Below are 24078 nucleotides of genomic sequence, written 5' to 3'. Positions count from 1 at the left end.
CGGGTGGTTTTTTTGTTTTTGTTACACCCCACCCAGATACGCCTTTCTCACCTCCGGGTCCCCTAACAGCGCCTCACCGCTGCCGCTCAGGCGAATCTGCCCGTTAACCATCACATAGCCGCGATCGGACAACTTCAGGGCATGGTGCGCATTCTGTTCAACCAGGAAGATTGTCATCCCGTTGCGGGCCAGCTCGCGCAGCGTCTGGAATATCTGTTTCACCACGATAGGGGCGAGGCCGAGGCTGGGCTCGTCCAGCAGCAATAATTTGGGGCGACTCATTAACGCCCGGGCGATGGCCAGCATCTGCTGTTCGCCGCCGGACATGGTCATCGCCCGCTGTTTACGCCGCTCTTTCAGGCGCGGGAAGAGGTCAAACATGCTTTGCAGATCCTCGGCCGCATACTGATTCCCGACCGGAATGGTGCCCATCAGCAGGTTTTCTTCAACGGTCATATCCGGAAAGATCCGCCGTCCTTCCGGTGCCTGAGCGATGCCGCCCGACGCAACGTAGTGTGTAGATTTATGGCTGATATCCTCGCCACAAAAGAGGATCTGCCCCTGACGAATGCGCGGCTGGCCAAAGATGGACATCAACAGCGTCGACTTTCCGGCGCCGTTAGCGCCTATCAGCGCCACGGTCTCCCCCGCATTAACCTGCAGCGACACCTGCCTTAACGCCTGAATCGCGCCGTAGAAAACGTCGACTTCCCGAAACTCCAGCATCGGCAGGCTCATAGATTCACCTCGGATTCATCGGTACCCAGATACGCAGCAATCACTTTCTCATCATGCTGTATCTGGTCAGGTTTCCCCTGGGCAATCACATCTCCATGGTCCAGAACAATAATATGATCGGAGATCTCCATCACCATCCCCATATCATGCTCAATCAACAGGACCGTAATGTGGTGATGGTCGCGCAAAAAGCGAATAATTTTGCTCAGCGCACGGGTTTCCACCGGGTTTAACCCGGCAGCGGGTTCATCCAGACAGATGAGTTCCGGGCCGGTGCACATGGCGCGCGCGATCTCCAGCCGCCGTTGCTGGCCGTAAGACATCTCACCCGCCAGCCGGTTAGCGCAATCCACCAAATCCACCACCTCCAGCCAGTAAAAGGCCCGGTCCAGCGCCTGGCTCTCTGCCCGGCGGTAAGCAGGGGTATTGAGCACCCCCGCCAGAAGATTGCGGTTAACGCGCATATGCTGCGCGACCAGCAGGTTCTCTACCACTGACATTTCCCGAAACAGACGGATATTTTGAAAGGTACGCGCCAGTCCGGCGCGGTTGACCAGATGGGTACCCCCAAACATTTTAAAGAACAGCCGTTGCCCCAGCTGGGCCGGGTTGATCCAGTCGCCGGGCTGGAACTTCTGCCCCAGCACCTGAATCACATTGGTGGATCTCTGCCGGGTATGAAAGAGAATGTTCCCGCCCGATGCTTTATAAAAACCGGTGAGGCAGTTAAACACGGTGGTTTTTCCGGCGCCGTTGGGGCCGATAAGCGCCGTGATGGATCCGCGCTGTACCTCGAGATTCACGTCATTAAGCGCCTTGATACCACCAAAGTGCATCATCAGGTGCTCCACGCTCAGTATGGTCCCGTTCATGGTGCTACTCCCTTGCGCGGGGCGTAACCGCTGCGGTTGATGCGAATCAGGCCCCGTGGCCGCCAGATCATCATCACCACCATCAGCATGCCAAACAGCAAGACGCGATATTCGGCGAAGCTGCGCAGCAGTTCAGGGGTGACGGTCAGAACAAATGCCGCCAGCACCACACCCAGCGTCGATCCCATCCCACCCAGCACAACAATGGCGAGAATCAGGGCCGACTCAAAGAAGGTAAAGGAGGTGGGGTTGACGAATCCCTGATAGGTGGCGAAAAACACCCCTGCGATCCCGGCAGTCGAGGCGCCGAGCGTAAAGGCAGACAATTTCACCAGCACGTGATTCAACCCCATCGCGCGGCAGGCCACCTCATCTTCGCGCAGCGCTTCCCACGCCCGGCCAATCGGCATGCGGGTCAGCCGATGCTTGACGTACAGAACCAGCATCACCACCAGTATGAGGACGGCATAAATAAAGATGAACTTCAGATTGGGGTTATAGGTGAGGTGGAAAAACTCGTGAAATGGAACGCCGCCATCCTTTGCACGCCGTCCGAACTCCAGGCCAAACAGGGTCGGAGGCGGGGCAGATATACCGTTTGGTCCGCCGGTAAAGCTGAGCCAGTTGTTGAGGATAAGCCGGATAATCTCCCCGAAGCCGAGCGTCACGATGGCGAGATAGTCACCGTGCATCCGCAGTACCGGGAAACCGAGCAGCGCGCCGGCCGCGGCCGCCATCAGCGCCGCCAGCGGCAGCATCGTCCAGAATCCCAGACCCAGATATTGATACCCCAGCGCCAGGCCATAAGCGCCGATGGCGTAAAATGCCACGTAGCCCAGGTCCAGTAGTCCCGCCAGCCCGACCACAATGTTCAGCCCCAGCCCCAACAGGACGTAGATCAACCCAAGGATCGCCACCGTCAGCAGGTACTTGGTTGCGATAAAGGGAAAGCAGAGGGCCAGGGCCAGCAGCAGGGGGATTATCCAGCGCAGGCGGCTTTTATACCTCGGCGGGCGAACATAGACCCCGGCGTTGTCGGTGTCGAAGCGCGCTAACAGGCGCTTGCCGGCGGCGGTCATCAGAAAGGCGCTCAGTAAAAATCGTCCCAGCACCACGGTCGCCACAATCCATGCCAGCCGCCGTCCTTCAAAATTAAAGCTGTAGCCATCCAGCACCACGCCGACGATGGGGCCAAAAATTATCAGGGCAATCATACCTGCCAGCAGGCTATCCAGCAGACAGCGCTTCAGGGAAAAATCATCAGCCATTGTTCGTCCCTCACACCTTAGCCACAACCGGGCGGCCGAGCAGTCCCTGAGGACGGAAAATCAGGATCACCACCAGCAAGCCAAACGAGAAGACATCTTTGTAGTCGGAGTTCACCATCCCTGAAAACTGTGCTTCGGCAATCCCAAGAATGAGTCCGCCGAGCATCGCTCCGGGCAGCGAGCCAATCCCCCCCAGTACGGCGGCAGTGAAGGCTTTTATCCCAATCACAAAGCCGGCATAGAAATCAAAGGTGCCGTAGTTCATGGTGATCAATACCCCTGCCAGGCCGGCCATCGCGGCGCCAATCACAAACACCAGCGATATGATGCGGTCGGTATTGATACCCAAAATCGAGGCCATCTTACGATCCTGTTGCACCGCCCGGCACATCCGGCCCAGCCGGGTATGGGCGATGATCCAGGTTAACAGCGCCATGCCGGCAAACGAGGCGATCAAAATAAACACTTTGGTATAGGTGATCTGCACAAAGCCTTCGCCAATATGGAAACGCAGGACCCCGTCCAGCATGGTAGGGACCCCTTGCTGGCGCGGCCCCTGGCTAAGCTGGGCATAGTTTTGCAGGATCAATGACATCCCGATGGCAGAGATCAGGGGGGCCAGCCGGGTAGAGTTACGTAGCGGCTTATAGGCAATGCGTTCGATGGTCCAGCCATATACCCCCGTGACCACAATGGTGAAAACCAGCGTGCCGAGGATCAACAAAGGAAAGGACTCCAGCCCAAAGAAGGCGAGGAGGGCGAGACCGATAGCGCACAGATAGGCGGAGATCATATACACCTCGCCGTGGGCGAAGTTGATCATGCCGATAATGCCGTAAACCATGGTATAGCCGATGGCGATTAATCCGTAGACCGAACCCAGCGTCAGGCCATTGACCAGCTGTTGCAAAAAGAATGTACTCATCATCGCGCGCTCGTGTATCAGGCCGCAGGGAGTGCGGCCCTCTGGTTATCGTGCGTCGGCAGAGGTTCCTGCCGACGATGAGCGTGACGCCGTCCCGTTACGGCACTTCCTGGTATTTGCCTTTATCGTCCCACTGGTAAACCACGTAGTCAGAGACCTTCAGGTCGCCTTTCTCGTCCCAGGCCTTTTTACCCATGACCGTTTCCACCGGGTTCGCTTTCAGCCAGGCGCTGGCTTTGGCCGAGTCGGTACCACCGCTGGCCTTAAAGGCGGCGGCAATGGCCTGAATAGAGGCATAGGCGTAGAGGGTGTAGCCCTCAGGTTCAAATTTGGCGGTGCGGAACTTCTCGATAACCGCTTTGCCATCCGGAATAAGACGCGGATCTTTGCCAAAGGTCATATAGATGCCATTGGTATACTGCGCGCCACCGGCAGCGGTAACCATCTCCTCATTCACAATACAGTCGCCGGAGAAGAATTTGGCCTGAACCCCTTGCTCGCGCATCTGGCGCACCAGCGGCCCGGCCTCAGGATGACAGCCGCCAAAGAAGACAACGTCTGGCTTTTGCGCGCCAATTTTGGTGACCAGCGCGTTGAAATCTTTCTCACCGCGCGACAGCCCTTCGTACATCACATCCTTCACGCCGCGTTTCGCCAGCGCGGCCTTTGTCGCATCCGCCAGCCCCTGTCCGTAGGTATCTTTGTCGTGAATGATCACCACGCGTTTGGCTTTCAACTTATCGATGATGAAGTCACTCGCCACCTGACCCTGCTGGTCATCGCGCCCGCACATGCGGAACATATCGCTCATGCCGCGTTCAGTTATGAGTGGGTTGGTAGAGCCGGGGGTGATGGCGATGATGCCGGCATCGCTATATACCTCGGAGGCCGGCATGGTCGATGAAGAGCAGAAATGGCCGACCACGGCCTTCACTTTATCCTGATCAACGAGGCGGTTAGCCACGGCAACGGCCTGTTTGGGTTCACAGGCATCATCCCCCTGTACCAGCTTAATCTTCTCGCCGTTGATCCCCCCTGCGGCATTGATATCTTCGGCGGCCTGGGTTGCGCCGTGCCAGTATTGGTCGCCATAGGTTGCGTTCGGGCCGGTAAAGGGCCCGGCCACACCGATAACGATATCTGCCTGGGCGGAAAATGCCGTCACCAGACAACCTGCCAACACCAGCGAAAGAGGACTTCTGATTAGTTTCAGCGACATTATGATGTACCTTTTCTGAGCGGTTTTTGCGCAACCCTGTGTAGCCGAACGCCGGATGGCGCACCCAATACCAACACATTAATGAGAACACAAAGCTCTGAACGACAGACCAGCAAGGCTCTGCTTATGACGGCGAGGTTTCCTGAGGCGAGATCGCCGCGAGGAAAAAATAAGCAAAATTGTTGCCAGGTCGTAAACCCATCGTCTGGGTTCCGACAATTCTGAGTATAGAGCGCCGTTTTACGCCGCCTGAGGCGGCGAGGTGAAATTCCAGCGGGGATCACATCTCATTAACATTAATGCCCGTAAGTTGTGCAACGGTCACGATTTGGGGCCCTGTTAGCCAGGCAAGGTCGTGCGCCCTTAGTGGGGCGTTATGTGTTACGATCGAGGGAATACATTTTTATTCAGGAGTAGCACAATCATGTCCGAAGGCCCATTAAATGCATCCGAAATGGAGTGGCTGGAAGAGACGTTAATGGCTTATGGTCATGACGACGAGTCGATTATGGACGTCTCAGAGCTCGACGGTATGCTGACTGCCGTGCTCTCCGGCCCAGTAGTGGTTGAACCGGATCGCTGGCTGGTGGCCGTATGGGGCGGTGAGAAGAACATTCCACGCTGGAAAAATGAGCGCGAAATGAACCGCTTCATTAACCTCAGCTTTAAGCACATGAACGACATTGCTGAACGGCTGAGCGACTATCCGGATCAGTTTGAGCCGATGTTTGGTTTTAACGAGATGGATGGGCAGGAGTACACCGTGGTGGAAGAGTGGTGCTTCGGCTATATGCGCGGCGTGGCACTCACCGACTGGTCAACCCTGCCAGAGGAGCTGAAAGCCGATCTGGATCTTATTGCCCTGCACGGCTCCGAAGAGAACTTCTCCCTTCTGGATGAGATGACCGAAGAGGCGTTCCACGAAAGCGTAGCGCAGATTCGTCCGGCGGCGCTGCGTCTGTATGCGTACTGGGCAGCGAATCCGCAGCAGCCAGTAAGCCAGCAGCCGGTGATTAATGGCACCAAAGTCGGGCGTAACGATCCCTGTCCGTGTGGCAGCGGTAAGAAGTTTAAAAGCTGCTGCTTACATTAATAAAGAGGGCTCATCACAATGAGCCCTTTTATTTTATCCAGGCTCCGGTAAAAGCCCGGCAGCAATAGCCAGCTGCACCAGAATAATGCCAATCCCGCAGGCAAAGACCAGACAGAGCGCCGGTTTCCCGCCTGGCACCCGGTACCCTCCAGCAGCGTGTTGTTTGCGGCTCTGCCATGCCAGCATCGACGGAATCAGTAGGGCGAGCACCGCCAGCGCGACGCCGGCATACCCCAGCGCCATAACAAATCCGCGCGGATAGAAGAGGGCGAACGCCAGCGGCGGCAGGAAAGTGATGACCCCGGTCTGTATCCGCCCGGCAGCGGACCGGCTACGCTGGAACAGATCGGCAAGGTAATCAAACAGCCCCAGCGCCACCCCCAGGAACGAGGTTGCCAGCGCCAGATCGGCAAACAGATGCACGGCCAGTTCCACGTGCGGTGAGGCAACCACTTCCCGCAGTGCCTGCAGGAAACCGTTCAGCCCGGAATGGTTGGCCATCAGCCCCATAAAGGTAGGCGCGTTAATACTGCCCAGCGTGACCAGCTGCCAGAAAATATAGGCAATCAGCGGAATCGCGCTACCGGTGATAAAAATCCAGCGCAGCTTACGTACGTTGCCATTCATGTAACTGACAATGCTGGGTACGCTACCATGGAAGCCAAATGAGGTAAAAATAACCGGGATAGCCGAAAGCGCTAGCCCCTTTTCCAGCGGTAACGTGAGCAGGTTGACCTGATGAATGTGTGGTGCCAGTAAGGCAAGCATGACCACCAGGAAGATAATTTTGGCGGTAAAAAGGAAGCGGTTAAAGAGATCCACCAGGGCGGTACCCACGCAGACCACCGCGCCGCCAATCAGCGTAAAGAAGATCACGCCGGTAGAGGGGGCGATATCCGCACCGAACCAGTCATTAATGCTGGAAGCAATCAGCTCGCCGGCGCCGCTCACGTAGGCCGCCGTCAGGGCATACATCAGGAACATCATGCTAAAGCCGGTAAGCCATTGACCATAGCGGCCAAGATAGCGACCCGCCAGCGAACCCAGGCCGGTATCGGCAGGAACGTGTTGATACACTTCCAGCAGCAACAAGGCGGTGTAACACATTAGCGCCCATAATCCGCCCAGCAACGCCAGCGTAACGCCAAACCCGACTCCTGCAGCCGCCAGCGGCATTGCCAGCATTCCTGCGCCAATCGTCGTTCCGGCGACGATAAAAATACTTCCCAGCGTTCTGTTTTTCACTCTTTCCTCTACAGCATTACCATACCGCGAACCAATTTGCGGCGCAGAGTAAGGGAAAAGTGCCGCCTCGTCAAACCGGCGTTACATGCTCTGTAATTATTTCTTTACGGAAAAACTCGCTAGACATGCTTTCCGGACATTTGCCCAACAAATTTGGTAAATCCATCTACTTCATAAGGACAATGTTTTCCCGGCACAATCGGGCGTAACGTAAACAAATCCCGCAAATAATCAAAAAAATGAGGTAGTGATGACGGATAGCAATCCATTTCAGGCATCCTGGAGCCGCTCAGGTAATTTGCTCTGTCACGGACACTGGACCATCCTCTGGCAAGGGCAGCCTCTGACGTTGCCCGAATCGCGACGCGAAAAAGAGATGGGGACCTGGGGTATCTACTCCATCATTGATCCGGAGGACGAGACCTTTGCGCAGGGTCTGGAAGAAGATGAGTGGATCATTGCAAACGTGGAGTGGCTAACCGACCTCTTTTACGACCAGGGCATACCGCTGGAAAGCCGCTCATACCGCCAGTTTTATCAGGCCGTGAATCGCCATGACTGGCGCTGCACCAGCTGTGCAGGCTGCATGTAAACCTGCGCCAGCGCAAGGCAAGCGTAGGGCGAAACGGGTAGGCTGCGGCTTTAATCTGGAGGGTTTATGGCATCGGTACACGGTCACGAAGTATTAACCATGATGATAGCATCCGGCGAGCGCTACACCCGGCAGAGCCTGGTGGCGGCCATTATTGCACGTTTTGGTGATAAGGCACGTTTTCACACCTGTTCAGCCGCGCAGATGACCGCGGCAGAGCTGGTGGCCTTTCTGGCCGAGAAAGGGAAATTTATTCCGCAGGAAGCGGGGTTCACAACAGACGAAAGTAAGATATGTAAACACTGAAAATAATAACGGCGCCCATTAAAGGCGCCGCGGAATAATTATTTCTGTGCGTCGAGCGTTGCCAGCTCTTTATCAATAAAGTACAGACCTTCGCCCGATTTACCCGCCAGCGACAATTTATCGAGAACAGATTTAAACAGTTTCTCTTCTTCGTGTTGTTCCGCGACATACCACTGCAGGAAATTAAAGGTGGGATAATCCTGGCCGATCATAGCAGAGTGAACCAGCTCATTAATTTTTTGGGTGATCAGCTGCTCGTGTTCATAGGTGGCACGGAACAATTCATCCAGTGAGCCATATTCAGCGACGGGCGAGTCGACCGGTGCGATGCGTGGCAGGCTGCCGGTATCGGTCAGGTAATCGAACAGGCGCTGCATGTGCGTCATCTCTTCCTGAGCGTGGCGGCGCAGGAAAGCCGCAGCGCCTTCAAAGCTATGGTAACTACACCAGGCGCTCATCTGTTGATACAGCAGAGAGGAAAAAAGCTCCAGATTCATTTGCTCATTCAGCTTGTCGATCATTTCAGGTTTAAGCATGGTGTCGCTCCGTTTTATTATTCATTGGTCAACGCGAACGCCACTATAATTTGTTATTTATGTATTTGCAAAAGTTAAAATAAATAATTAAATGATCATAATACGAATGGGAATAACACGCATTGAGGCTTATTAAATTATATTAATGAGAATTATTCTGTTTCGTGTTTAATCGAAATATTGCCAGCCGGGTAAACTGGCAATCAGATTAATAATAAGCGGGGGCCGTCACCGGATTTGGGGCAAAGCCCTGACACTGATACTGAATGGTCACCGTTTCGTTCAGGCACAGCGAGCCGCTAATCACGCTACAGGTTTTAACCGGCTGTCCGTAGGCCATGGCCGTGTTGTAGCCCATCGCCTGGCATTCGCGGGTGGCGGTGCCGTTTGTCACATAAGCGTCGTAGCGGGCATTTTGCAGTGCGGCCTGACTGTAATTCATCCAGACGAGGCCCTGCGGCACATCGACGCGACTCACTTCCGCCTGCCGGGTTACGCTACATCCCGTCAGCAATAAGAGCAGGGCACTAAGGCATACTTTCTTCATGGAACACTCTGCATGAGGTGAAATAGCTTATCCTACCGTGACCCTGCGCGCGCAATGGCCTGAATAGCCGGGGTTTATCCCCTTTCTTTACTGATAGTTAATCGGACATGCTGTCGAAGATGGCCTGAAACGCCAGATGGTGACGGCGGAATAACTGAACCAGCATGGGATCAAAATGGCGTCCGTTGCCTGCGAGGATCACCTCGCAGGCCTCTTCATGGCTGAAGGCGGGCTTATAAATCCGCTTCTGACGAAGGGCGTCGTACACGTCCGCCAGCGCCAGAATACGCGCCTCTACTGGAATCTCCTCGCCGCGTAGCCCCTGCGGATAGCCACTGCCATCCCACTTCTCATGATGGAAGTGGATCATGTTTTCCGCCACGGGCCCTAGTCCCAGCCCCTGAATAACGCGCCAGCCCTTCAGCACGTGCAGTTTCATTTCGCTGAACTCTTCCGGGGTGAGTTTGCCCTGTTTACGCAGAATACGATCGGGCACCGCAATTTTGCCGACGTCGTGGAGTGAGGCGAAGTGTTCGATATCATGAACAGTACGACGGGGCAGGCCCAGTTCACGAGCCATCATCCCGCAATATTTCGCCACCCGCTGAATATGGCTGCCGGTTTCGTCATCGTGTGCGCGGTTGACCTTCTCCAGCGCCTGCACGATATTGCGATTGACCAGCCGGTTTTTCTGCATGTGCCGCCACATCATCACCAGCATCCCGAGGCTGAATAGCGAGGCGATAAGCAGTATTACGCTGATCATCTTCCAGCTGTTTTTCGTCAGCTCCGGTAAGGTATCCGGTTTTTCCTGCCGTTCGAGCTGCGTGCGGAAACTGGAGAGCCGCTGTACCTGGCTCAGCAGATTATGCAGCGGATGGTCAGGGGCGACCCAGGGACCGATCTCGAACTCTGACCGGGTTACCCCTGCCACTTTGAGCACGCCGCGGAACAGTTCATTTCCGCGAAGGGCGGACTCCAGCGTACTGAGGTCCCCGAGAATATAATCTATCTCTTTATCTTCTATGGCAGCGATCAACTGGTCGACAGAGGCGCGGTTAACGATCGTCACGTCCTCGCCGAAGCGACGTTGCAGATAGGTTTGAGCAAAGGAGCCCGTGAGTACCCCGATACGCTGGTTACGGATACTCTCTTCATCCCACAAAAAGGGGTGGCCGATAAGATGGTAATACGCATTGTGCCAGGGAATGGTGGGCCCAATCTGCCCCTGGGTGAGGTTATCACCTTTCGACTCAGTGATATTGAGTAACCGCACCGGCCACTGCTGCTTTCGCAGGGCAGTTGCGTAATCATCGATAAACTGCACGTCCACTTTCATCCCGAGCAGTTCGCGCATGTCGTTGATCATATTGAGGGCGATGCCATGATAACCCTGACCCTCTCTCCAGATCACCGGGGCGTAGTTCTCATTTTTGGGCAGCCAGACCTGTAAATGATGCTGCTGTAACCAGTCGCGTTCGGCCTCTGACAGCGTGATACGGCTCAGGAGATAATCGCGCTTACTCTCTTCCAGCAGGTGGCGCATCTTTCCGCTACGAAACCATTCGCTAATTAACGTGTTGACCTGCTCCCGTAACGGGCGCAGATCGGGGCTGAAGGCCATGACCACCGGAATTCGAAGTTCGGGGAAGGGGCGGGAGATAACATAATAGCGGGCCGTATTCTCCATTTCGCTGGCGTCGTTAATGTAAAAATCGGCTTTATTCTCGCTCAACAGTCGAAACGCTTCATCGCTGCTGGCCACCTCGCGCAGAGAGCGGAAGGTGAGATCGGGGTAGCGCTGTTTCACGCTTGCGAGGGTAGCGTCGTTTTCGCGAAACAGGACGCGAGCATGGCGTAACGGCTCCAGCGTACTAATCTGCTGTGTCTGGCTGGCGGCTACCACTTCATTATCAAATAGCCGGGAGGAGAGGAGTTTGGTGCGGGCTCGCTGTTCTGTGCGCAAGACGCCCACATAGACTCCATAAGCGTCGGTATTAAAACGCTGGCCAATTTCACTGCCGGAAATCGGACGCAGTTGCAGATTGAGGTTAAAACGTTGATTAAGGGCGGAAACGAGTATGGGATAAAACCCGCGCGCCTCACCCTGCGGCGTGTGCCAGAATTCGAAACTGTCCGCATTGTAGATCCAGACCGGCACTGCGTCAGCGGCAGGCTCTGAGCTGGCAAGTAGCCAGGGGGTCCATAATGTCGTCATAAACAGGATGGCGACACGCAAAGCGGTGAAACGAAGCGTCAGGCGGCGCAAATTCACAGTTAAACCTCGAACTGATGGTTTGTCGTCTTTTTCTTGCAGTCTAGTCAAAAGAAGAGCAGGGCGACTAAGCTTTTTTTCAGGTTGTGAATCCATGCAGCAAAACGGTTAAAGGACGAAACTGTGAGCCCATCTTTATTTTTTAAAACTATTTTTCAGTTAATTTGAAAGTCTGTTTGCTAAGTAGTAAGGTTGAAAAGGTTAGCTATTCACCGCGGGAAAGCCCGCCACGCATTCAGGAGATGAAGAATGAAAATTGCACTGATGATGGAAAACAGCCAGGCGAGCAAAAACGCCATCATCCTCAATGAATTAAACGCCGTTGCCGATGAGAAAGGTTTCCCGGTGTTTAACGTCGGCATGAGCGATGAGCAAGATCACCATCTGACCTATATTCACCTCGGTATCATGGCGAGCATCCTGCTCAACTCCAAAGCAGTTGATTTTGTTATCGCCGGCTGCGGCACCGGCCAGGGTGCACTGATGTCCCTGAACATCCATCCGGGGGTGAACTGCGGCTACTGCATCGATCCGGCAGATGCGTTCCTGTTTGCACAGATTAACAACGGTAACGCGCTGGCGCTGCCTTTTGCGAAAGGCTTCGGCTGGGGTGCAGAGCTGAACGTGCGCTTTATCTTTGAAAAAGCCTTCACGGGGCGTAAAGGCGAAGGCTATCCACCAGAGCGTAAAGAGCCGCAGGTGCGTAATGCCGGCATTCTTAACCAGGTGAAAGCAGCGGTGGTCAAAGATAACTATCTCGACACGCTGCGCGCCATCGATCCGGAACTGGTGAAAACCGCAGTAACGGGTCAGCGCTTCCAGCAGTGCTTCTTTGAAAACTGCCAGGACAAAGAGATCGAAGCCTTTGTTCGCAGTATTGTTGGCTAATATGTTGGTAGTAATAAAAAGCCAGCAGCAGCTGGCTTTTTTTATGCCTGCTTACCCGAGACGGCGCTACCGGCGTTTTTCGTCAGCCGCAGCGTATCGAACATGCCTGCCAGGCAGATCAGCGCAATCACCACAAACGCCAGCCGGAAGCTAATGCCGGGCAGCGCGTTAATCTCCAGCATCTCGCTAAAAAGCTCACCAATGCGGATCCCGATTGCGCCAAGCGTGATGCCCAGCCCCACGGCCAGTTGGGTAGCGGTCGAGAAGAGGGTGTTGGCATAGCTCATTTGTGGTGAAGGGACATCTGCAAAGGCGAGGGTGCTAATTGCGGTAAACTGCACTGAACGAAACACGCCGCCGAGATAGAGAATCAGCATAATAAGCCAGACGGGCGTCTCGGGGGTCAACAAGGCACAGGCTAACAGCGCCAGGACGTTCAGCGTCCCGTTGATGAGCAGCAATTTTTTGAATCCCAGCGTGCGAATCAGCGGCGTGGTTGCCGGTTTGATGGTCAGGTTACCGACAAATACCGCCAGCACCAACAGCCCTGAGTGAAACGCATCCATTCCAAACCCCACCTGAAACAGCAGCGGCAGCAGAAACGGCACCGCGCTGATAGAGGCGCGGAATAATGAGCCACCGTACATTGTGACGCGAAACGTCGGCACCTGCATGGCATCGAGGCGGATCATGGGCCATGGTGCCCGCAGGAAGTGGCGCAGAGCCCAGACCAGCGTGACGGTGCCGAGTGCCAGCAAACCCAGGGTCAACCCCAGCTCAATCTGCCCGACGCCCAGCGACTCCATGGCATAGACCAGGCTTACCATCGCAATGGCGGTGGCGATAAAGCCTGGCGTGTCAAACGGTCGGCGGGCCTCCTCGCGGATATCGGGAATAATGCGCAGGGCCAGGGCGATAGCTATCAAGCCCAGCGGCACATTGATAAAGAAGATCCAGCGCCAGTTGGCATAGCTGGTAATAAAGCCTCCGAGCGGAGGTCCGATAATGGGGGCCACCAGTGCAGGCCAGGTGAGGGTGGCGATAGCGGTAATGAGCTGATGTTTTGGCGTAGTGCGCAGTACGGCCAGTCGTCCGACCGGTACCATCAAGGCGCCGCCCATCCCCTGCAAAATACGCATGGCGACAAATTGATCGACGCTATTGGCCAGGCCGCAAAATACCGAGGCAAGGGTGAAAATGGCTAACGCAAGCGCAAAGACTTTGCGTGCGCCAAAGCGGTCTGCAATCCAGCCGCTGGCCGGAATGAGCACGGCCAGGGTAATCAGATAGGCGCTAATGCCAATGTTAAGATCGACCGCCTGAACGCCAAAGCTTTTGGCCATATCAGGAAGCGCCGTGGCGATCACGGTGCCGTCGAGAAACTCCATAAAGAAGGCGCCGGCAACCAACAGCGCGGCGGGCGAGAGCCCACCGGAGGCTTTACCGGTATTGTTTTCTGCCATTTGTCCTCTGCCACTAAAAAAATTTTAAATTTTACTGAGAGTTGTTTAATTTTAATCTCATGTTTTTGCTTATATTTTTGGTCAAATGCGCCATTTATCTGGCATTTGCATGAGTGATGGGCATCACAAAACCATTGATTTTTGTGATGCAGGTCATATTATAAGCGCATCAACCAAAACACCTGCACATAAAAACAACCGGAGCATACCGATGAAACTGCGCGCAATCCTGAAGAGCATGTGGGAAACCTACTGCAAAACCTTCAAAGACGTCCCGCCTGGCGCGATGTTCTGATAAAAAAACCTGCTGCGGCAGGTTTTTTTATGCCCGAAAACGGCATCCGGGAAGGTGCAAGGGCAGGAGTTTTGCTACTATGGCCGCCTTTCAATAAGGAGAAGCCAAATGTCTCAAAACCTGAGTGCCGATCAGGAGCTGGTCTCTGACGTGGTCGCCTGCCAGCTGGTCATTAAACAGATTCTGGACGTGCTTGACGTCATCGCCCCGGTCGAAGTTCGCGAGAAGATGACCACCCAGCTCAAAAATATCGATTTTAGCAGCCATCCTGCCGCCGCCGACCCGGTCACCCTGCGCGCTATCCAGAAAGCCATTGCGTTGATTGAGCTTAAGTTCACTCCGCAGGGCGAATCCCATTAAAATAAACCGATGTTTTGAATTTAGAAACGTTTTTGTGAAGTTTTTAAACGGGCGGCAGCGCGCCGCCCGGAAAGGTTTTTAGAAGAACAACTGCACCAGCATGTAACTAACCGCGCAGGCGCAGCTTACCCCAATCAGCCCCGGTAAGATAAAGCTGTGGTTGATGATGAATCTGCCAATCCGCGTGGTGCCGGAACGGTCAAAGCCGATACAGGCGAGGTCGCTGGGGTAGGTAGGCAGGACAAAATAGCCGTACGAAGCGGGGAAGAAAGCAATCAGCATTTTGGGATCGATGCCCAGCATAAGCCCCATCGGCGCGACGGCGGTTAAGGCTGCCGCCTGGCTGTTCACCAGCTTTGAGACTAAAAACAGCACGAGGGCGTAGGTCCAGGGATGGTTCTTCACTACCCCCTCCAGAGCCATTTTTAACTCTTCCAGATGGGCCTGGAAAAAGGTATCGCTCATCCACGCCACGCCAAATACCGAGAAGATGGCCACCATACCCGCTTTAAAGACCGCGCCATTGGAAATGGATGAGGGGTTAACCTTGCAGACCACCAGCATTACCGCACCGGCTATCAGCATCATCATCTGAATGACCAGGTTCATTGAGAGCGGGGTCAGCTTGCCTTTCACCTCAAATGCCGGCCGTAAATCAGGTAACGCCCCCAGCAGAACCACCAGCGCAATACCGGCAAAGAAGATCCACGTTGACCACCAGGCGTGTTTTTGAAATTGCTGGTTAAGTAGGGTCTCAGTGTTACCGTAAATAAACTTTCGTAGCTCAGGGTCGCTGATTCGCTTCTGAAACGCTTCATCATCGGCCAGATCTTTACCCCGGCGCAGGCTCCAGAGCGCCGCTATCGCCACACCCGCTAACGACGCGGGTACTGACACGGCCAGAATCTGCAGAATGCCCCAGGCCTGACCGCCCCCGTGATGCTGGGCAAGGATAGAGATCAATGACACCACCGCCACAGAGACTGGCGATGCGGTGATCGCCATCTGCGAAGCAATAGAGGCTACGGCCATCGGGCGCTCGGGGCGGATCCCTTTTTTCAGCGCGATGTCGGCGATAATAGGAAACATGGCGTAAACCACATGCCCCGTGCCGCAGAGAAAGGTCAACATCCAGGTGGTAAAAGGGGCCAGCAGGGTGATGTGCTGAGGATGTCGGCGCAGCAGCCGTTCCGCAAACTGCATCATCACATTTAACCCGCCTGCGGTTTGCAGCGTGGCCGCACAGCCGATCACCGCCAGGATGGTGAGCATCACATCGACCGGGGGTTTACCGGGCTGCAGACCAAAAATAAAGCAGAGAATAAATAGCCCAATGCCGCTTATCAGGCCAAGCCCCATTCCGCCAAACCGCGTGCCCGCCAGCAGGCAGAGGATAATGACCAGAAATTCCATCGTAATCATGAACGCCCTCATCAATGTAAACAGATTTTGCCAAATCATTACATGATGTGTGGGTATTCATTGCGAGCGGGATCGGATTTATTAAAAGTTAATAAAAGCAATGCGTTAGTAACTTTTGTGTAACATAAAAAAGCCCGGCGGAGCCGGGCGTTTAAGCAACAGGAGGATTAATGGTGCTGATGGCTGACAATATTCAGGAGATGTCGGTCGGTCTGTTCCTGACATAAGCCCGCCTGGCGGGCATTCTTCACTTCGTCGAGTACCGCTTTTAATAACAGGCCATCTTGCTGCTGTTCTTGTTTAATTTCCTGCAGGAAATTGAGCGTGCTGCTATCTTTCAACGCTCTGGCATCCTGCGTTAATTCCGCAAGGTTATGATGGCGCTGTTCATAATCTTCAAGCGTTCGCTGAAAGAGTGCTTCCAGCGTGGAGTAATCTTCGTCGCACAAATCAATGGCTTCAAGAACCGGCATGGCGCCAGAGGCTTTTATAAAGTCAAATACCCGCATCATCTGAGTGACGTTGCTCTGCGCCTGGGTACGCAAAAATGTTGCTGTACCATTCAGACTGTTGTGTGAGCACCATTCACTGAGGCGGAGATAAAGATTAGAAGCGTAATACTCCCGATTCATCTGGGTGTTAAGTTTCTTCATCATGACCTGAACAACCATAATAACTTCCTTTTATTTGGGGGTCTTGAACGGGGTAAATTTCACCTCGAAGGGCTTATAAATATAGTTGCTCTTCAGAAGATGAAAGATGAGAAATATTCATTAAGTGCACTTAACACAAATTATAATACCCCTGGCGCTTTTATAAGAAAATCCTTATAAATATATTCTTACCGTTCATTACTCTTAATTTATAAAACTTAACGCAGGGAAGATGTTGACAATTTAGTTGGTAGTTATGTTTCTTATAACATGTTGATATATAAAATTAATTTCCATTTATTGATCCGGATGGGTCTTTATCAATCCCCCCTGTTTTTATGCGCTTGAGAAAAATGATCCAAGCAATAAAAACCAGTGTCCCTGTCTCAGTTCACACGCGTTGGTTATTTATTCAGCACAACGACGGCTAAGCGCCATCTTCAAAAGTCTTTCTCCTGCTTTAGCCCGTTCTGTGATCCATCATGAGGTTTGCTGGCAAAACTTCTGTAAAAATGAAACATTGTTTTATCTTTGTTGGATACGGGAGTGGTTTATGGCAAAGGTGGCGGTGCTGCTGGCACCCGGTTTTGAAGAAGCAGAAGCGATTATTACCATTGATATCCTGCGTCGCATGCACATTGAGGTCGAGACGCTGGCCTGCGCTGAGTCGCGTGCGGTAGTGAGTTACCATAATATTCCCATGGTGGCAGACAGCACCCTGAGTGAAAAGCGCGAGACCCGCTACGACGCCGTTGTCCTGCCCGGCGGGCCGCAGGGCAGTATCCATCTGGCCGCCAGTGAGGAGGTGGTGCGCTTTGTGGCGGCACACGATGAGATGGGTAAATATATCGGCCCCATCTGCTCAGCGGCGGCACGTGTACTGGGCGGCAATGGTTTATTAAAAGGGCGCCGCTATGTCTGTTCAGGCGATCTTTGGCAGGACGTAAAAGATGGCGTCTATATTGATGCCCCGGTTGTAGAAGATGGCCACCTTCTTAGCGGCAAAGGATTAGGGCATGCGTTCGATTTTGCCCTGACGCTGGCGGCGCGTCTTTTAAAAGACGAAGCTCCGGTACGCGATCACGCCGACCATATCTATTACGCCTGGTAATTTTTCTTACGGGCGCTATGGCGCCCATTTCACAAGGATATCATAGCTGAAGTTATGGATTATCCTGCTTACCCCCTCTTGATTTGTCTGACAAAACCCCCTTTTTTTATGTCATTTTTCGCTGAATTTATGTACGCAATTACTGTAATTCTGCCGTGTGATGGCGCTCTCTTATGGATGATTAATTTCCCGCTAAAACTATCTCAAGCAAACGCGCTTTAATCCCTGCTGGCGCTAATGCCTTGTTTTAAGTCCGATAAAATTAAATTTGAATACGTTTTCCCTACAGAAAAGAACATTAAAGCTGGAGTTTACCATGCACAAATTTACTAAAGCGCTGGCGGCCATTGGTCTGGCCGCGGTTATGTCACAATCCGCTATGGCAGAGAATCTGAAGCTCGGTTTTCTGGTGAAACAACCAGAGGAGCCCTGGTTCCAGACGGAATGGAAATTTGCTGACAAAGCCGGCAAGGATTTAGGTTTCGAGGTGATCAAAATTGCCGTGCCGGACGGTGAGAAAACATTGAACGCCATCGATAGCCTGGCGGCCAGCGGCGCGAAAGGGTTTGTCATCTGTACTCCGGATCCCAAACTGGGCTCGGCCATCATGGCGAAAGCGCGCGGCTACGACATGAAAGTGATCGCGGTTGATGACCAGTTCGTCAACGCCAAAGGTCAACCGATGGAGACCGTACCGCTGGTGATGATGGCCGCCACCAAAATCGGTGAGCGTCAGGGGCAAGAGTTATACAAAGAGATGCAAAAGCGCGGCTGGGACGTGAAAGAGACCGGCGTAATGGCGATTACCGCAGATGAGCTGGATACCGCGCGTCGTCGTACCACCGGCTCCATGGATGCGCTGAAGGCCGCAGGCTTCCCGGAAAAACAGATCTTCAAAGTGCCAACCAAATCTAACGATATCCCAGGGGCATTCGATGCCGCGAATTCCATGCTGGTACAGCACCCTGAAGTGAAGCATTGGCTGGTGTTAGGGATGAACGATAACACCGTGCTGGGTGGCGTGCGTGCAACAGAAGGTCAGGGCTTTAAAGCCGCAGACGTTATCGGTATCGGTATCAATGGCGTGGATGCGGTAAGTGAACTGTCGAAAGCGAAGGCGACCGGCTTCTACGGTTCTCTGCTGCCAAGCCCGGACGTGCATGGCTATAAATCCAGCGAAATGCTCTACAACTGGGTGACCAAAGACGCAGAGCCGGCGAAGTTTACCGAAGTGACCGACGTGGTGCTGATCACCCGCGACAACTTCAAAGCAGAGCTGGAGAAAAAAGGGCTGGGCGGTAAATAAGTTACTGTGATTGCGCCCTCTGCGCTGTGCAGAGGGCCAGACGTTCACTACTCGATCTTCGGAGACGTTATGCAACAGTCTGAACCCTATCTCTCTTTTCGCGGCATCGGCAAAACCTTCCCCGGTGTTAATGCCCTTACCGATATCAGCTTCGATTGCTATGCCGGTCAGGTTCATGCCCTGATGGGGGAGAACGGCGCCGGAAAATCTACCCTGCTGAAAATTCTCAGCGGTAACTACGCCCCGACCACGGGCAGCCTGGCCCTGAAAGGGGAGCAGGTCTCGTTTGCTGACACCACCGCCGCGCTGAATGCCGGGGTGGCGATTATTTATCAGGAACTGCATCTGGTGCCGGAGATGACGGTCGCCGAGAACATTTATCTCGGCCAGTTGCCCCATAAAGGCGGTTTTGTGAACCGCTCCCTGCTCAATTACGAAGCCGGTTTGCAGCTTAAGCATCTCGGCCTGGATATTGACCCGCAGACGCCGCTTAAGTATCTCTCAATTGGTCAGTGGCAGATGGTTGAAATCGCCAAGGCGCTGGCGCGAAATGCCAAAGTCATCGCCTTTGATGAACCGACCAGTTCGCTCTCGGCGCGCGAAATCGACAACCTCTTCCGCGTGATTCGCGAGCTGCGCAAAGAGGGGCGCGTCATTTTATATGTCTCCCACCGTATGGAAGAGATTTTTGCCCTCAGCGATGCCATCACCGTCTTTAAAGATGGCCGCTATGTGCGCACCTTCTCTGATATGCAGCAGGTCAATCATGATCAGCTGGTGCAGGCGATGGTGGGCCGCGACCTGGGGGATATCTATCACTGGGAGCCGCGTCAGTATGGCGGTGAATTGCTGCGTCTGGAGGAGGTTAAAGCCCCTGGCGTACGCAAGCCCATTAGCCTGACGGTGCGCAGCGGCGAAATCGTCGGTCTGTTTGGCCTGGTGGGAGCAGGGCGCAGTGAATTAATGAAAGGGCTGTTTGGTGGAACGCGTATCACCGAAGGGCAAGTCTATATCGACGGACAGCGGATCGATATTCAGAAGCCTGCTCACGCCATTCGTGCGGGGATGATGCTCTGCCCCGAAGATCGTAAAGCCGAGGGGATCATCCCGGTGCATTCAGTGCGCGATAACATCAATATCTCCGCGCGCCGTAAAACCATCCGCGCCGGCTGCCTGATTAACGATAGCTGGGAGGTGAGCAATGCCGACCACCACATTCGTTCTCTGAATATCAAAACGCCGGGTGCCGAACAGCTGATTATGAACCTCTCTGGCGGTAACCAGCAGAAGGCGATTCTTGGGCGTTGGCTGTCGGAAGAGATGAAGGTGATTTTGCTGGATGAACCGACCCGCGGCATTGACGTCGGGGCGAAGCATGAAATCTACAACGTGATTTACGCGCTGGCAAAACGCGGGGTGGCGGTGCTCTTCGCCTCCAGCGATCTGCCGGAAGTACTGGGGGTTGCCGACCGCATAGTAGTAATGCGGGAAGGTGAAATCGCCGGTGAATTACTTCATGAACAGGCGAATGAACAGCAGGCGTTAAGCCTTGCGATGCCTAAAGTTAGCCAGGCAGTCGCCTGATTAAGGAGAATATGATGTCCTCTGTCACAACTTCCGGAGCGCCAAAATCGGCCTTCAGCTTTGGGCGTATCTGGGATCAATACGGCATGCTGGTGGTCTTCGCCGTACTGTTTCTCGGCTGCGCGATTTTCGTGCCCAACTTTGCCACCTTTATCAATATGAAGGGGCTGGGGCTGGCTATCTCTATGTCCGGGATGGTCGCCTGCGGAATGCTGTTCTGTCTGGCATCCGGTGATTTTGACCTGTCGGTGGCCTCTGTCATCGCCTGCGCCGGGGTCACCACGGCGGTGGTCATCAATATGACCGAAAGTCTGTGGATTGGCGTCGCGGCCGGGTTGCTGCTGGGTGTGGCCAGTGGGCTGGTGAACGGCTTTGTCATCGCCCGCCTGAAAATCAATGCCCTGATCACGACGCTAGCCACCATGCAGATTGTGCGTGGGCTGGCCTATATCATTTCGGATGGTAAAGCGGTGGGTATTGAAGACGAGCGCTTCTTTACGCTCGGCTATGCCAACTGGTTAGGGCTGCCGGCGCCTATCTGGCTGACGGTCGGGTGCCTGATTATCTTTGGTTTCCTGCTCAACAGAACCACTTTTGGCCGTAATACCCTCGCCATTGGCGGTAATGAAGAGGCGGCGCGTCTGGCCGGGGTACCGGTTGTACGCACCAAAATCATTATCTTCGTTCTTTCGGGGCTGGTGTCGGCAGCGGCGGGTATTATCCTGGCATCGCGTATGACCAGCGGCCAGCCGATGACCTCCATCGGTTATGAGCTGATTGTCATCTCAGCCTGCGTTTTAGGCGGGGTTTCACTGAAAGGCGGCATCGGAAAAATCTCATATGTCGTGGCCGGTATCCTGATCCTCGGCACGGTGGAAAACGCGATGAACCTGTTGAATATCTCCCCGTTCTCGCAGTACGTGGTTCGCGGCCTCATCCTGCTGGCAGCGGTGATCTTCGACCGTTATAAGCAAAAAGCGAAGCGCACAGTTTAAGCAAAAATCCCCCTCTGGCGACCCAACTTTTAAGTGTAGTTGCCTACAAAACCCCCTTCCAGCCGCAGCGGGAAGGGGGTCTTCAAATGGCGAGCAGCGTCACACTGTCTATACTTACATGGCTGTAGAGATATCCGTTACTTGATATCTCATTAACTGTGAGGAGGACAAGTGTGGCAGATACGTTAACTGCACCGCCTGTGTTAGCTGGAAATTTTGCTTATTTTTTTGATCTCGACGGAACGCTGGCGACGATAAAACCACATCCGGACGAGGTTGTTGTTCCACCTGATGTCTTACAGGCGCTTAATCAGCTTGCGCTACAAAATCAGGGGGCACTGGCATTGATATCAGGGCGTTCAATGGCCGAGCTTGATCAGCTGGCCGCACCATACCGTTTCCCGCTTGCCGGCGTACACGGGGCAGAGCGCCGCGACATCCATGATCACTCTCATATTATTTCTCTCCCGACCAGCCTGATTCAATCGCTGCATGCCGAGCTGGCCATCGCGCTTGCCGCATTGCCGGGAACCGAGCTGGAAGCGAAAGGAATGGCCTTTGCGCTGCACTATCGGCGCGCGCCGCAGTATGAGGCGGAAATCATGGCACTGGCGTCCCGCATGGTGGAGAAAACCCCTCAGCTATCACTTCAGCCGGGTAAATGCGTGGTGGAGTTGAAGCCAAAAGGCATCAACAAAGGTGAGGCCATCGCTGCATTTATGGCAGAACCGCCGTTTTTGGGTAAAACGCCGGTCTTTTTCGGCGATGACCTGACGGATGAGTACGGATTCAATGTGGTAAACCAGGCGGAGGGTTTATCTGTGAAGGTTGGCCCGGGTCATACCGCGGCAAAATGGCGCCTGGAGGGCGTCTCCAGCGTCTGGGAATGGGTTAAACAAGTCGCTAACCAGAAACAAGAAGAAGAAATAGCGCAAACTAACAGGAGAAATCATTATGGGTCGCTTAGTCGTAGTCTCTAACCGAATCGCACCGCCGGACGATAAAAAAGCCAGTGCGGGTGGTCTTGCTGTCGGGGTACTTGGGGCGTTAAAAGCCGCAGGCGGCCTCTGGTTTGGCTGGAGCGGAGACATAGGCAACGAGGATCAGCCGCTTAAAAAGGAGACGCGCGGGAACATCACCTGGGCATCGTTTAACCTTAGCGAGCAGGATTACGAAGAGTACTATTGCCAGTTTTCAAATGCCGTACTGTGGCCAGCGTTTCACTATCGTCTGGATCTGGTTAAGTTCCAGCGTGAGTCCTGGGAAGGGTATACCCGGGTAAATAGCATGCTGGCAGACAAACTGCTGCCGCTGGTGGAAGAGGACGACAGGCTGTGGATACATGATTATCATCTGCTGCCTTTCGCCGGTGAGCTACGCAAACGTGGCGTAAATAACCGGGTCGGTTTTTTCCTGCACATTCCTTTCCCGACCCCTGAGATCTTTAACGCGCTGCCGCCTGCAGAAGAGCTGCTGGAAGCGCTGTGTGATTATGACCTTCTGGGCTTCCAGACCGATAACGATCAGATGGCTTTCCTGGATTGTGTCGCCAGCAAAACGCGCCTGACCAGCCACGATGATGGTTCTTACAGCGCCTGGGGTAAGCGATTCCACACCGAAGTGTATCCGATTGGTATTGAACCTGACGAGATTGCCGCCGACGCTTCCGGACCTCTGCCGCCAAAACTGGCGCAGCTGAAAAACGAACTGAAAAACGTGAAGAATATCTTCTCCGTAGAGCGTCTGGACTATTCCAAAGGGTTGCCGGAGCGTTTCCTTGCCTTTGAAACCCTGTTGGACAAGTTCCCGCAGCATCATGGCAAAATTCGTTACACCCAGATTGCCCCTACGTCCCGGGGAGAGGTGCAGGCTTATCAGGACATCCGCCATCAGCTGGAGACCGAAGCAGGGCGTATTAACGGCCGCTATGGTCAGTTGGGCTGGACCCCACTTTACTACCTCAACCAGCATTTTGATCGCAAAATTCTAATGAAGGTGTTCCGCTATGCGGAGGTCGGTCTGGTTACGCCATTGCGTGACGGGATGAATCTGGTGGCGAAAGAGTATGTCGCCGCGCAGGATCCTGCCGATCCCGGTGTGCTGGTGCTGTCACAGTTTGCCGGCGCGGCGAACGAATTGACCTCGGCGTTGATCGTCAATCCTTATGACCGCGATGATGTGGCGAACGCACTCAACCGCGCATTAACGATGCCGTTAACGGAACGTATTTCGCGTCATGCAGAAATGATGAAAATTATTAAAGAGAACGATATTGATCGCTGGCAGGCGCGTTTTATTGACGATTTAAATCAAATAACCGCTCGCAGCGTGGAGAGCAATCTCCAAAAAAAGGTCGCAACTTTTCCTAAACTGGCCTGAGGTCAT

General features: G+C 53.9%; 24 protein-coding genes. 12 read left to right on the top strand and 12 right to left on the bottom strand.

Annotated elements, in window-relative coordinates; translation table 11 throughout:
* Positions 1 to 21: 21 nt before the first annotated feature.
* The 5 genes from JZ655_RS12995 to JZ655_RS12975 all read right to left on the bottom strand — a co-directional run bounded on the left by JZ655_RS12995 (position 22) and on the right by JZ655_RS12975 (position 5022).
* Positions 22 to 738 (bottom strand): ABC transporter ATP-binding protein, encoded by a 717-nt coding sequence (locus JZ655_RS12995; protein ID WP_046885065.1) that lies wholly within the window; start codon positions 736 to 738, stop codon positions 22 to 24.
* A complete protein-coding gene (locus tag JZ655_RS12990; RefSeq protein WP_040075057.1) occupies positions 735 to 1610 on the bottom strand; it encodes an ABC transporter ATP-binding protein in 876 nt (291 codons plus the stop codon). The genes JZ655_RS12995 and JZ655_RS12990 overlap by 4 nt, the downstream gene beginning before the upstream one ends.
* On the bottom strand, positions 1607 to 2878 hold the full coding sequence (gene livM, locus JZ655_RS12985; protein ID WP_207291996.1) for a high-affinity branched-chain amino acid ABC transporter permease LivM: 1272 nt from the start codon (positions 2876 to 2878) through the stop codon (positions 1607 to 1609). The genes JZ655_RS12990 and livM overlap by 4 nt, the downstream gene beginning before the upstream one ends.
* Before the next feature lie 10 nt (positions 2879 to 2888).
* A complete protein-coding gene (locus tag JZ655_RS12980; RefSeq protein ID WP_040078459.1) occupies positions 2889 to 3803 on the bottom strand; it encodes an ABC transporter permease subunit in 915 nt (304 codons plus the stop codon).
* Between the two features lie 97 nt (positions 3804 to 3900).
* Positions 3901 to 5022 (bottom strand): branched-chain amino acid ABC transporter substrate-binding protein, encoded by a 1122-nt coding sequence (locus JZ655_RS12975; RefSeq protein ID WP_040075059.1) that lies wholly within the window; start codon positions 5020 to 5022, stop codon positions 3901 to 3903.
* 424 nt (positions 5023 to 5446) lie between these two features.
* Between JZ655_RS12975 and JZ655_RS12970 the strand changes: the two genes are divergently transcribed.
* Positions 5447 to 6115 (top strand): YecA/YgfB family protein, encoded by a 669-nt coding sequence (locus JZ655_RS12970; RefSeq protein WP_040075060.1) that lies wholly within the window; start codon positions 5447 to 5449, stop codon positions 6113 to 6115.
* Between the two features lie 33 nt (positions 6116 to 6148).
* On the opposite strand, the gene tyrP is transcribed toward JZ655_RS12970, so the two are convergent.
* Positions 6149 to 7360: a tyrosine transporter TyrP gene (gene tyrP / locus JZ655_RS12965; protein WP_207291995.1), complete on the bottom strand. Its 1212-nt coding sequence runs from the start codon at positions 7358 to 7360 to the stop codon at positions 6149 to 6151.
* 250 nt (positions 7361 to 7610) lie between these two features.
* On the opposite strand from tyrP, the gene JZ655_RS12960 reads away from it, so the two are divergent.
* Together JZ655_RS12960 and JZ655_RS12955 are read left to right on the top strand one after the other, a co-directional pair.
* The gene (locus tag JZ655_RS12960; protein WP_046885071.1) at positions 7611 to 7952 is read left to right on the top strand and encodes a hypothetical protein; all 342 of its coding nucleotides are present in this window, start codon (positions 7611 to 7613) and stop codon (positions 7950 to 7952) included.
* A gap of 66 nt (positions 7953 to 8018) precedes the next feature.
* Positions 8019 to 8258: a YecH family metal-binding protein gene (locus JZ655_RS12955; RefSeq protein WP_207291994.1), complete on the top strand. Its 240-nt coding sequence runs from the start codon at positions 8019 to 8021 to the stop codon at positions 8256 to 8258.
* Positions 8259 to 8296: 38 nt separating this feature from the next.
* Here the strand turns inward: JZ655_RS12955 and ftnA are convergent, their stop codons facing one another.
* The 3 genes from ftnA to JZ655_RS12940 all read right to left on the bottom strand — a co-directional run bounded on the left by ftnA (position 8297) and on the right by JZ655_RS12940 (position 11616).
* Positions 8297 to 8794, bottom strand: coding sequence for a non-heme ferritin (gene ftnA / locus JZ655_RS12950; RefSeq protein ID WP_207291993.1), 498 nt, complete (start codon positions 8792 to 8794; stop codon positions 8297 to 8299).
* Between the two features lie 208 nt (positions 8795 to 9002).
* On the bottom strand, positions 9003 to 9341 hold the full coding sequence (yecR, locus tag JZ655_RS12945) for a YecR family lipoprotein (RefSeq protein ID WP_207291992.1): 339 nt from the start codon (positions 9339 to 9341) through the stop codon (positions 9003 to 9005).
* Between the two features lie 97 nt (positions 9342 to 9438).
* Complete coding sequence (locus tag JZ655_RS12940) at positions 9439 to 11616, bottom strand: HD domain-containing phosphohydrolase (protein WP_242637270.1); 2178 nt, start codon at positions 11614 to 11616, stop codon at positions 9439 to 9441.
* Positions 11617 to 11865: 249 nt separating this feature from the next.
* Between JZ655_RS12940 and JZ655_RS12935 the strand changes: the two genes are divergently transcribed.
* On the top strand, positions 11866 to 12504 hold the full coding sequence (locus JZ655_RS12935; protein ID WP_207291991.1) for an RpiB/LacA/LacB family sugar-phosphate isomerase: 639 nt from the start codon (positions 11866 to 11868) through the stop codon (positions 12502 to 12504).
* Between the two features lie 41 nt (positions 12505 to 12545).
* Here JZ655_RS12935 and JZ655_RS12930 read toward each other — a convergent pair whose 3' ends face one another.
* Entirely contained in the window at positions 12546 to 13967 is a 1422-nt protein-coding gene (locus JZ655_RS12930) for an MFS transporter (RefSeq protein ID WP_207291990.1), read from the bottom strand.
* 211 nt (positions 13968 to 14178) lie between these two features.
* Between JZ655_RS12930 and azuC the strand changes: the two genes are divergently transcribed.
* Both azuC and JZ655_RS12920 read left to right on the top strand, forming a co-directional pair.
* Entirely contained in the window at positions 14179 to 14262 is an 84-nt protein-coding gene (gene azuC, locus JZ655_RS12925; protein WP_154298819.1) for a stress response protein AzuC, read from the top strand.
* A 108-nt stretch (positions 14263 to 14370) separates the two neighbouring features.
* A complete protein-coding gene (locus tag JZ655_RS12920; protein WP_046885075.1) occupies positions 14371 to 14622 on the top strand; it encodes a DUF2766 family protein in 252 nt (83 codons plus the stop codon).
* Positions 14623 to 14700: 78 nt separating this feature from the next.
* Here JZ655_RS12920 and JZ655_RS12915 read toward each other — a convergent pair whose 3' ends face one another.
* Together JZ655_RS12915 and JZ655_RS12910 are read right to left on the bottom strand one after the other, a co-directional pair.
* Positions 14701 to 16044: an anaerobic C4-dicarboxylate transporter gene (locus JZ655_RS12915; protein ID WP_207291989.1), complete on the bottom strand. Its 1344-nt coding sequence runs from the start codon at positions 16042 to 16044 to the stop codon at positions 14701 to 14703.
* Positions 16045 to 16211: 167 nt separating this feature from the next.
* The gene (locus JZ655_RS12910) at positions 16212 to 16715 is read right to left on the bottom strand and encodes a non-heme ferritin-like protein (RefSeq protein ID WP_040075070.1); all 504 of its coding nucleotides are present in this window, start codon (positions 16713 to 16715) and stop codon (positions 16212 to 16214) included.
* Positions 16716 to 17250: 535 nt separating this feature from the next.
* Between JZ655_RS12910 and JZ655_RS12905 the strand changes: the two genes are divergently transcribed.
* The 6 genes from JZ655_RS12905 to otsA all read left to right on the top strand — a co-directional run bounded on the left by JZ655_RS12905 (position 17251) and on the right by otsA (position 24072).
* Positions 17251 to 17808, top strand: coding sequence for a DJ-1/PfpI family protein (locus JZ655_RS12905; protein ID WP_207291988.1), 558 nt, complete (start codon positions 17251 to 17253; stop codon positions 17806 to 17808).
* A gap of 316 nt (positions 17809 to 18124) precedes the next feature.
* Positions 18125 to 19114 carry an arabinose ABC transporter substrate-binding protein AraF gene (araF, locus tag JZ655_RS12900; RefSeq protein ID WP_046885078.1) on the top strand — a complete coding sequence of 330 codons (990 nt, stop codon included), beginning with the start codon at positions 18125 to 18127 and terminating at the stop codon, positions 19112 to 19114.
* 69 nt (positions 19115 to 19183) lie between these two features.
* The gene (araG, locus tag JZ655_RS12895; protein WP_207291987.1) at positions 19184 to 20698 is read left to right on the top strand and encodes an L-arabinose ABC transporter ATP-binding protein AraG; all 1515 of its coding nucleotides are present in this window, start codon (positions 19184 to 19186) and stop codon (positions 20696 to 20698) included.
* Positions 20699 to 20712: 14 nt separating this feature from the next.
* Entirely contained in the window at positions 20713 to 21693 is a 981-nt protein-coding gene (gene araH, locus JZ655_RS12890; RefSeq protein WP_040075074.1) for an arabinose ABC transporter permease AraH, read from the top strand.
* Positions 21694 to 21866: 173 nt separating this feature from the next.
* Entirely contained in the window at positions 21867 to 22673 is an 807-nt protein-coding gene (gene otsB, locus JZ655_RS12885; RefSeq protein WP_207291986.1) for a trehalose-phosphatase, read from the top strand.
* The gene (otsA, locus tag JZ655_RS12880; protein WP_207291985.1) at positions 22648 to 24072 is read left to right on the top strand and encodes an alpha,alpha-trehalose-phosphate synthase; all 1425 of its coding nucleotides are present in this window, start codon (positions 22648 to 22650) and stop codon (positions 24070 to 24072) included. The genes otsB and otsA overlap by 26 nt, the downstream gene beginning before the upstream one ends.
* Positions 24073 to 24078: the final 6 nt, after the last annotated feature.

Source organism: Leclercia pneumoniae, from assembly GCF_017348915.1.
Taxonomy (GTDB): Bacteria; Pseudomonadota; Gammaproteobacteria; order Enterobacterales; family Enterobacteriaceae; genus Enterobacter; species Enterobacter pneumoniae.
The sequence above is the reverse complement of the archived record's forward strand: the minus strand, read 5'-3'. Positions and strand labels throughout refer to the sequence as shown.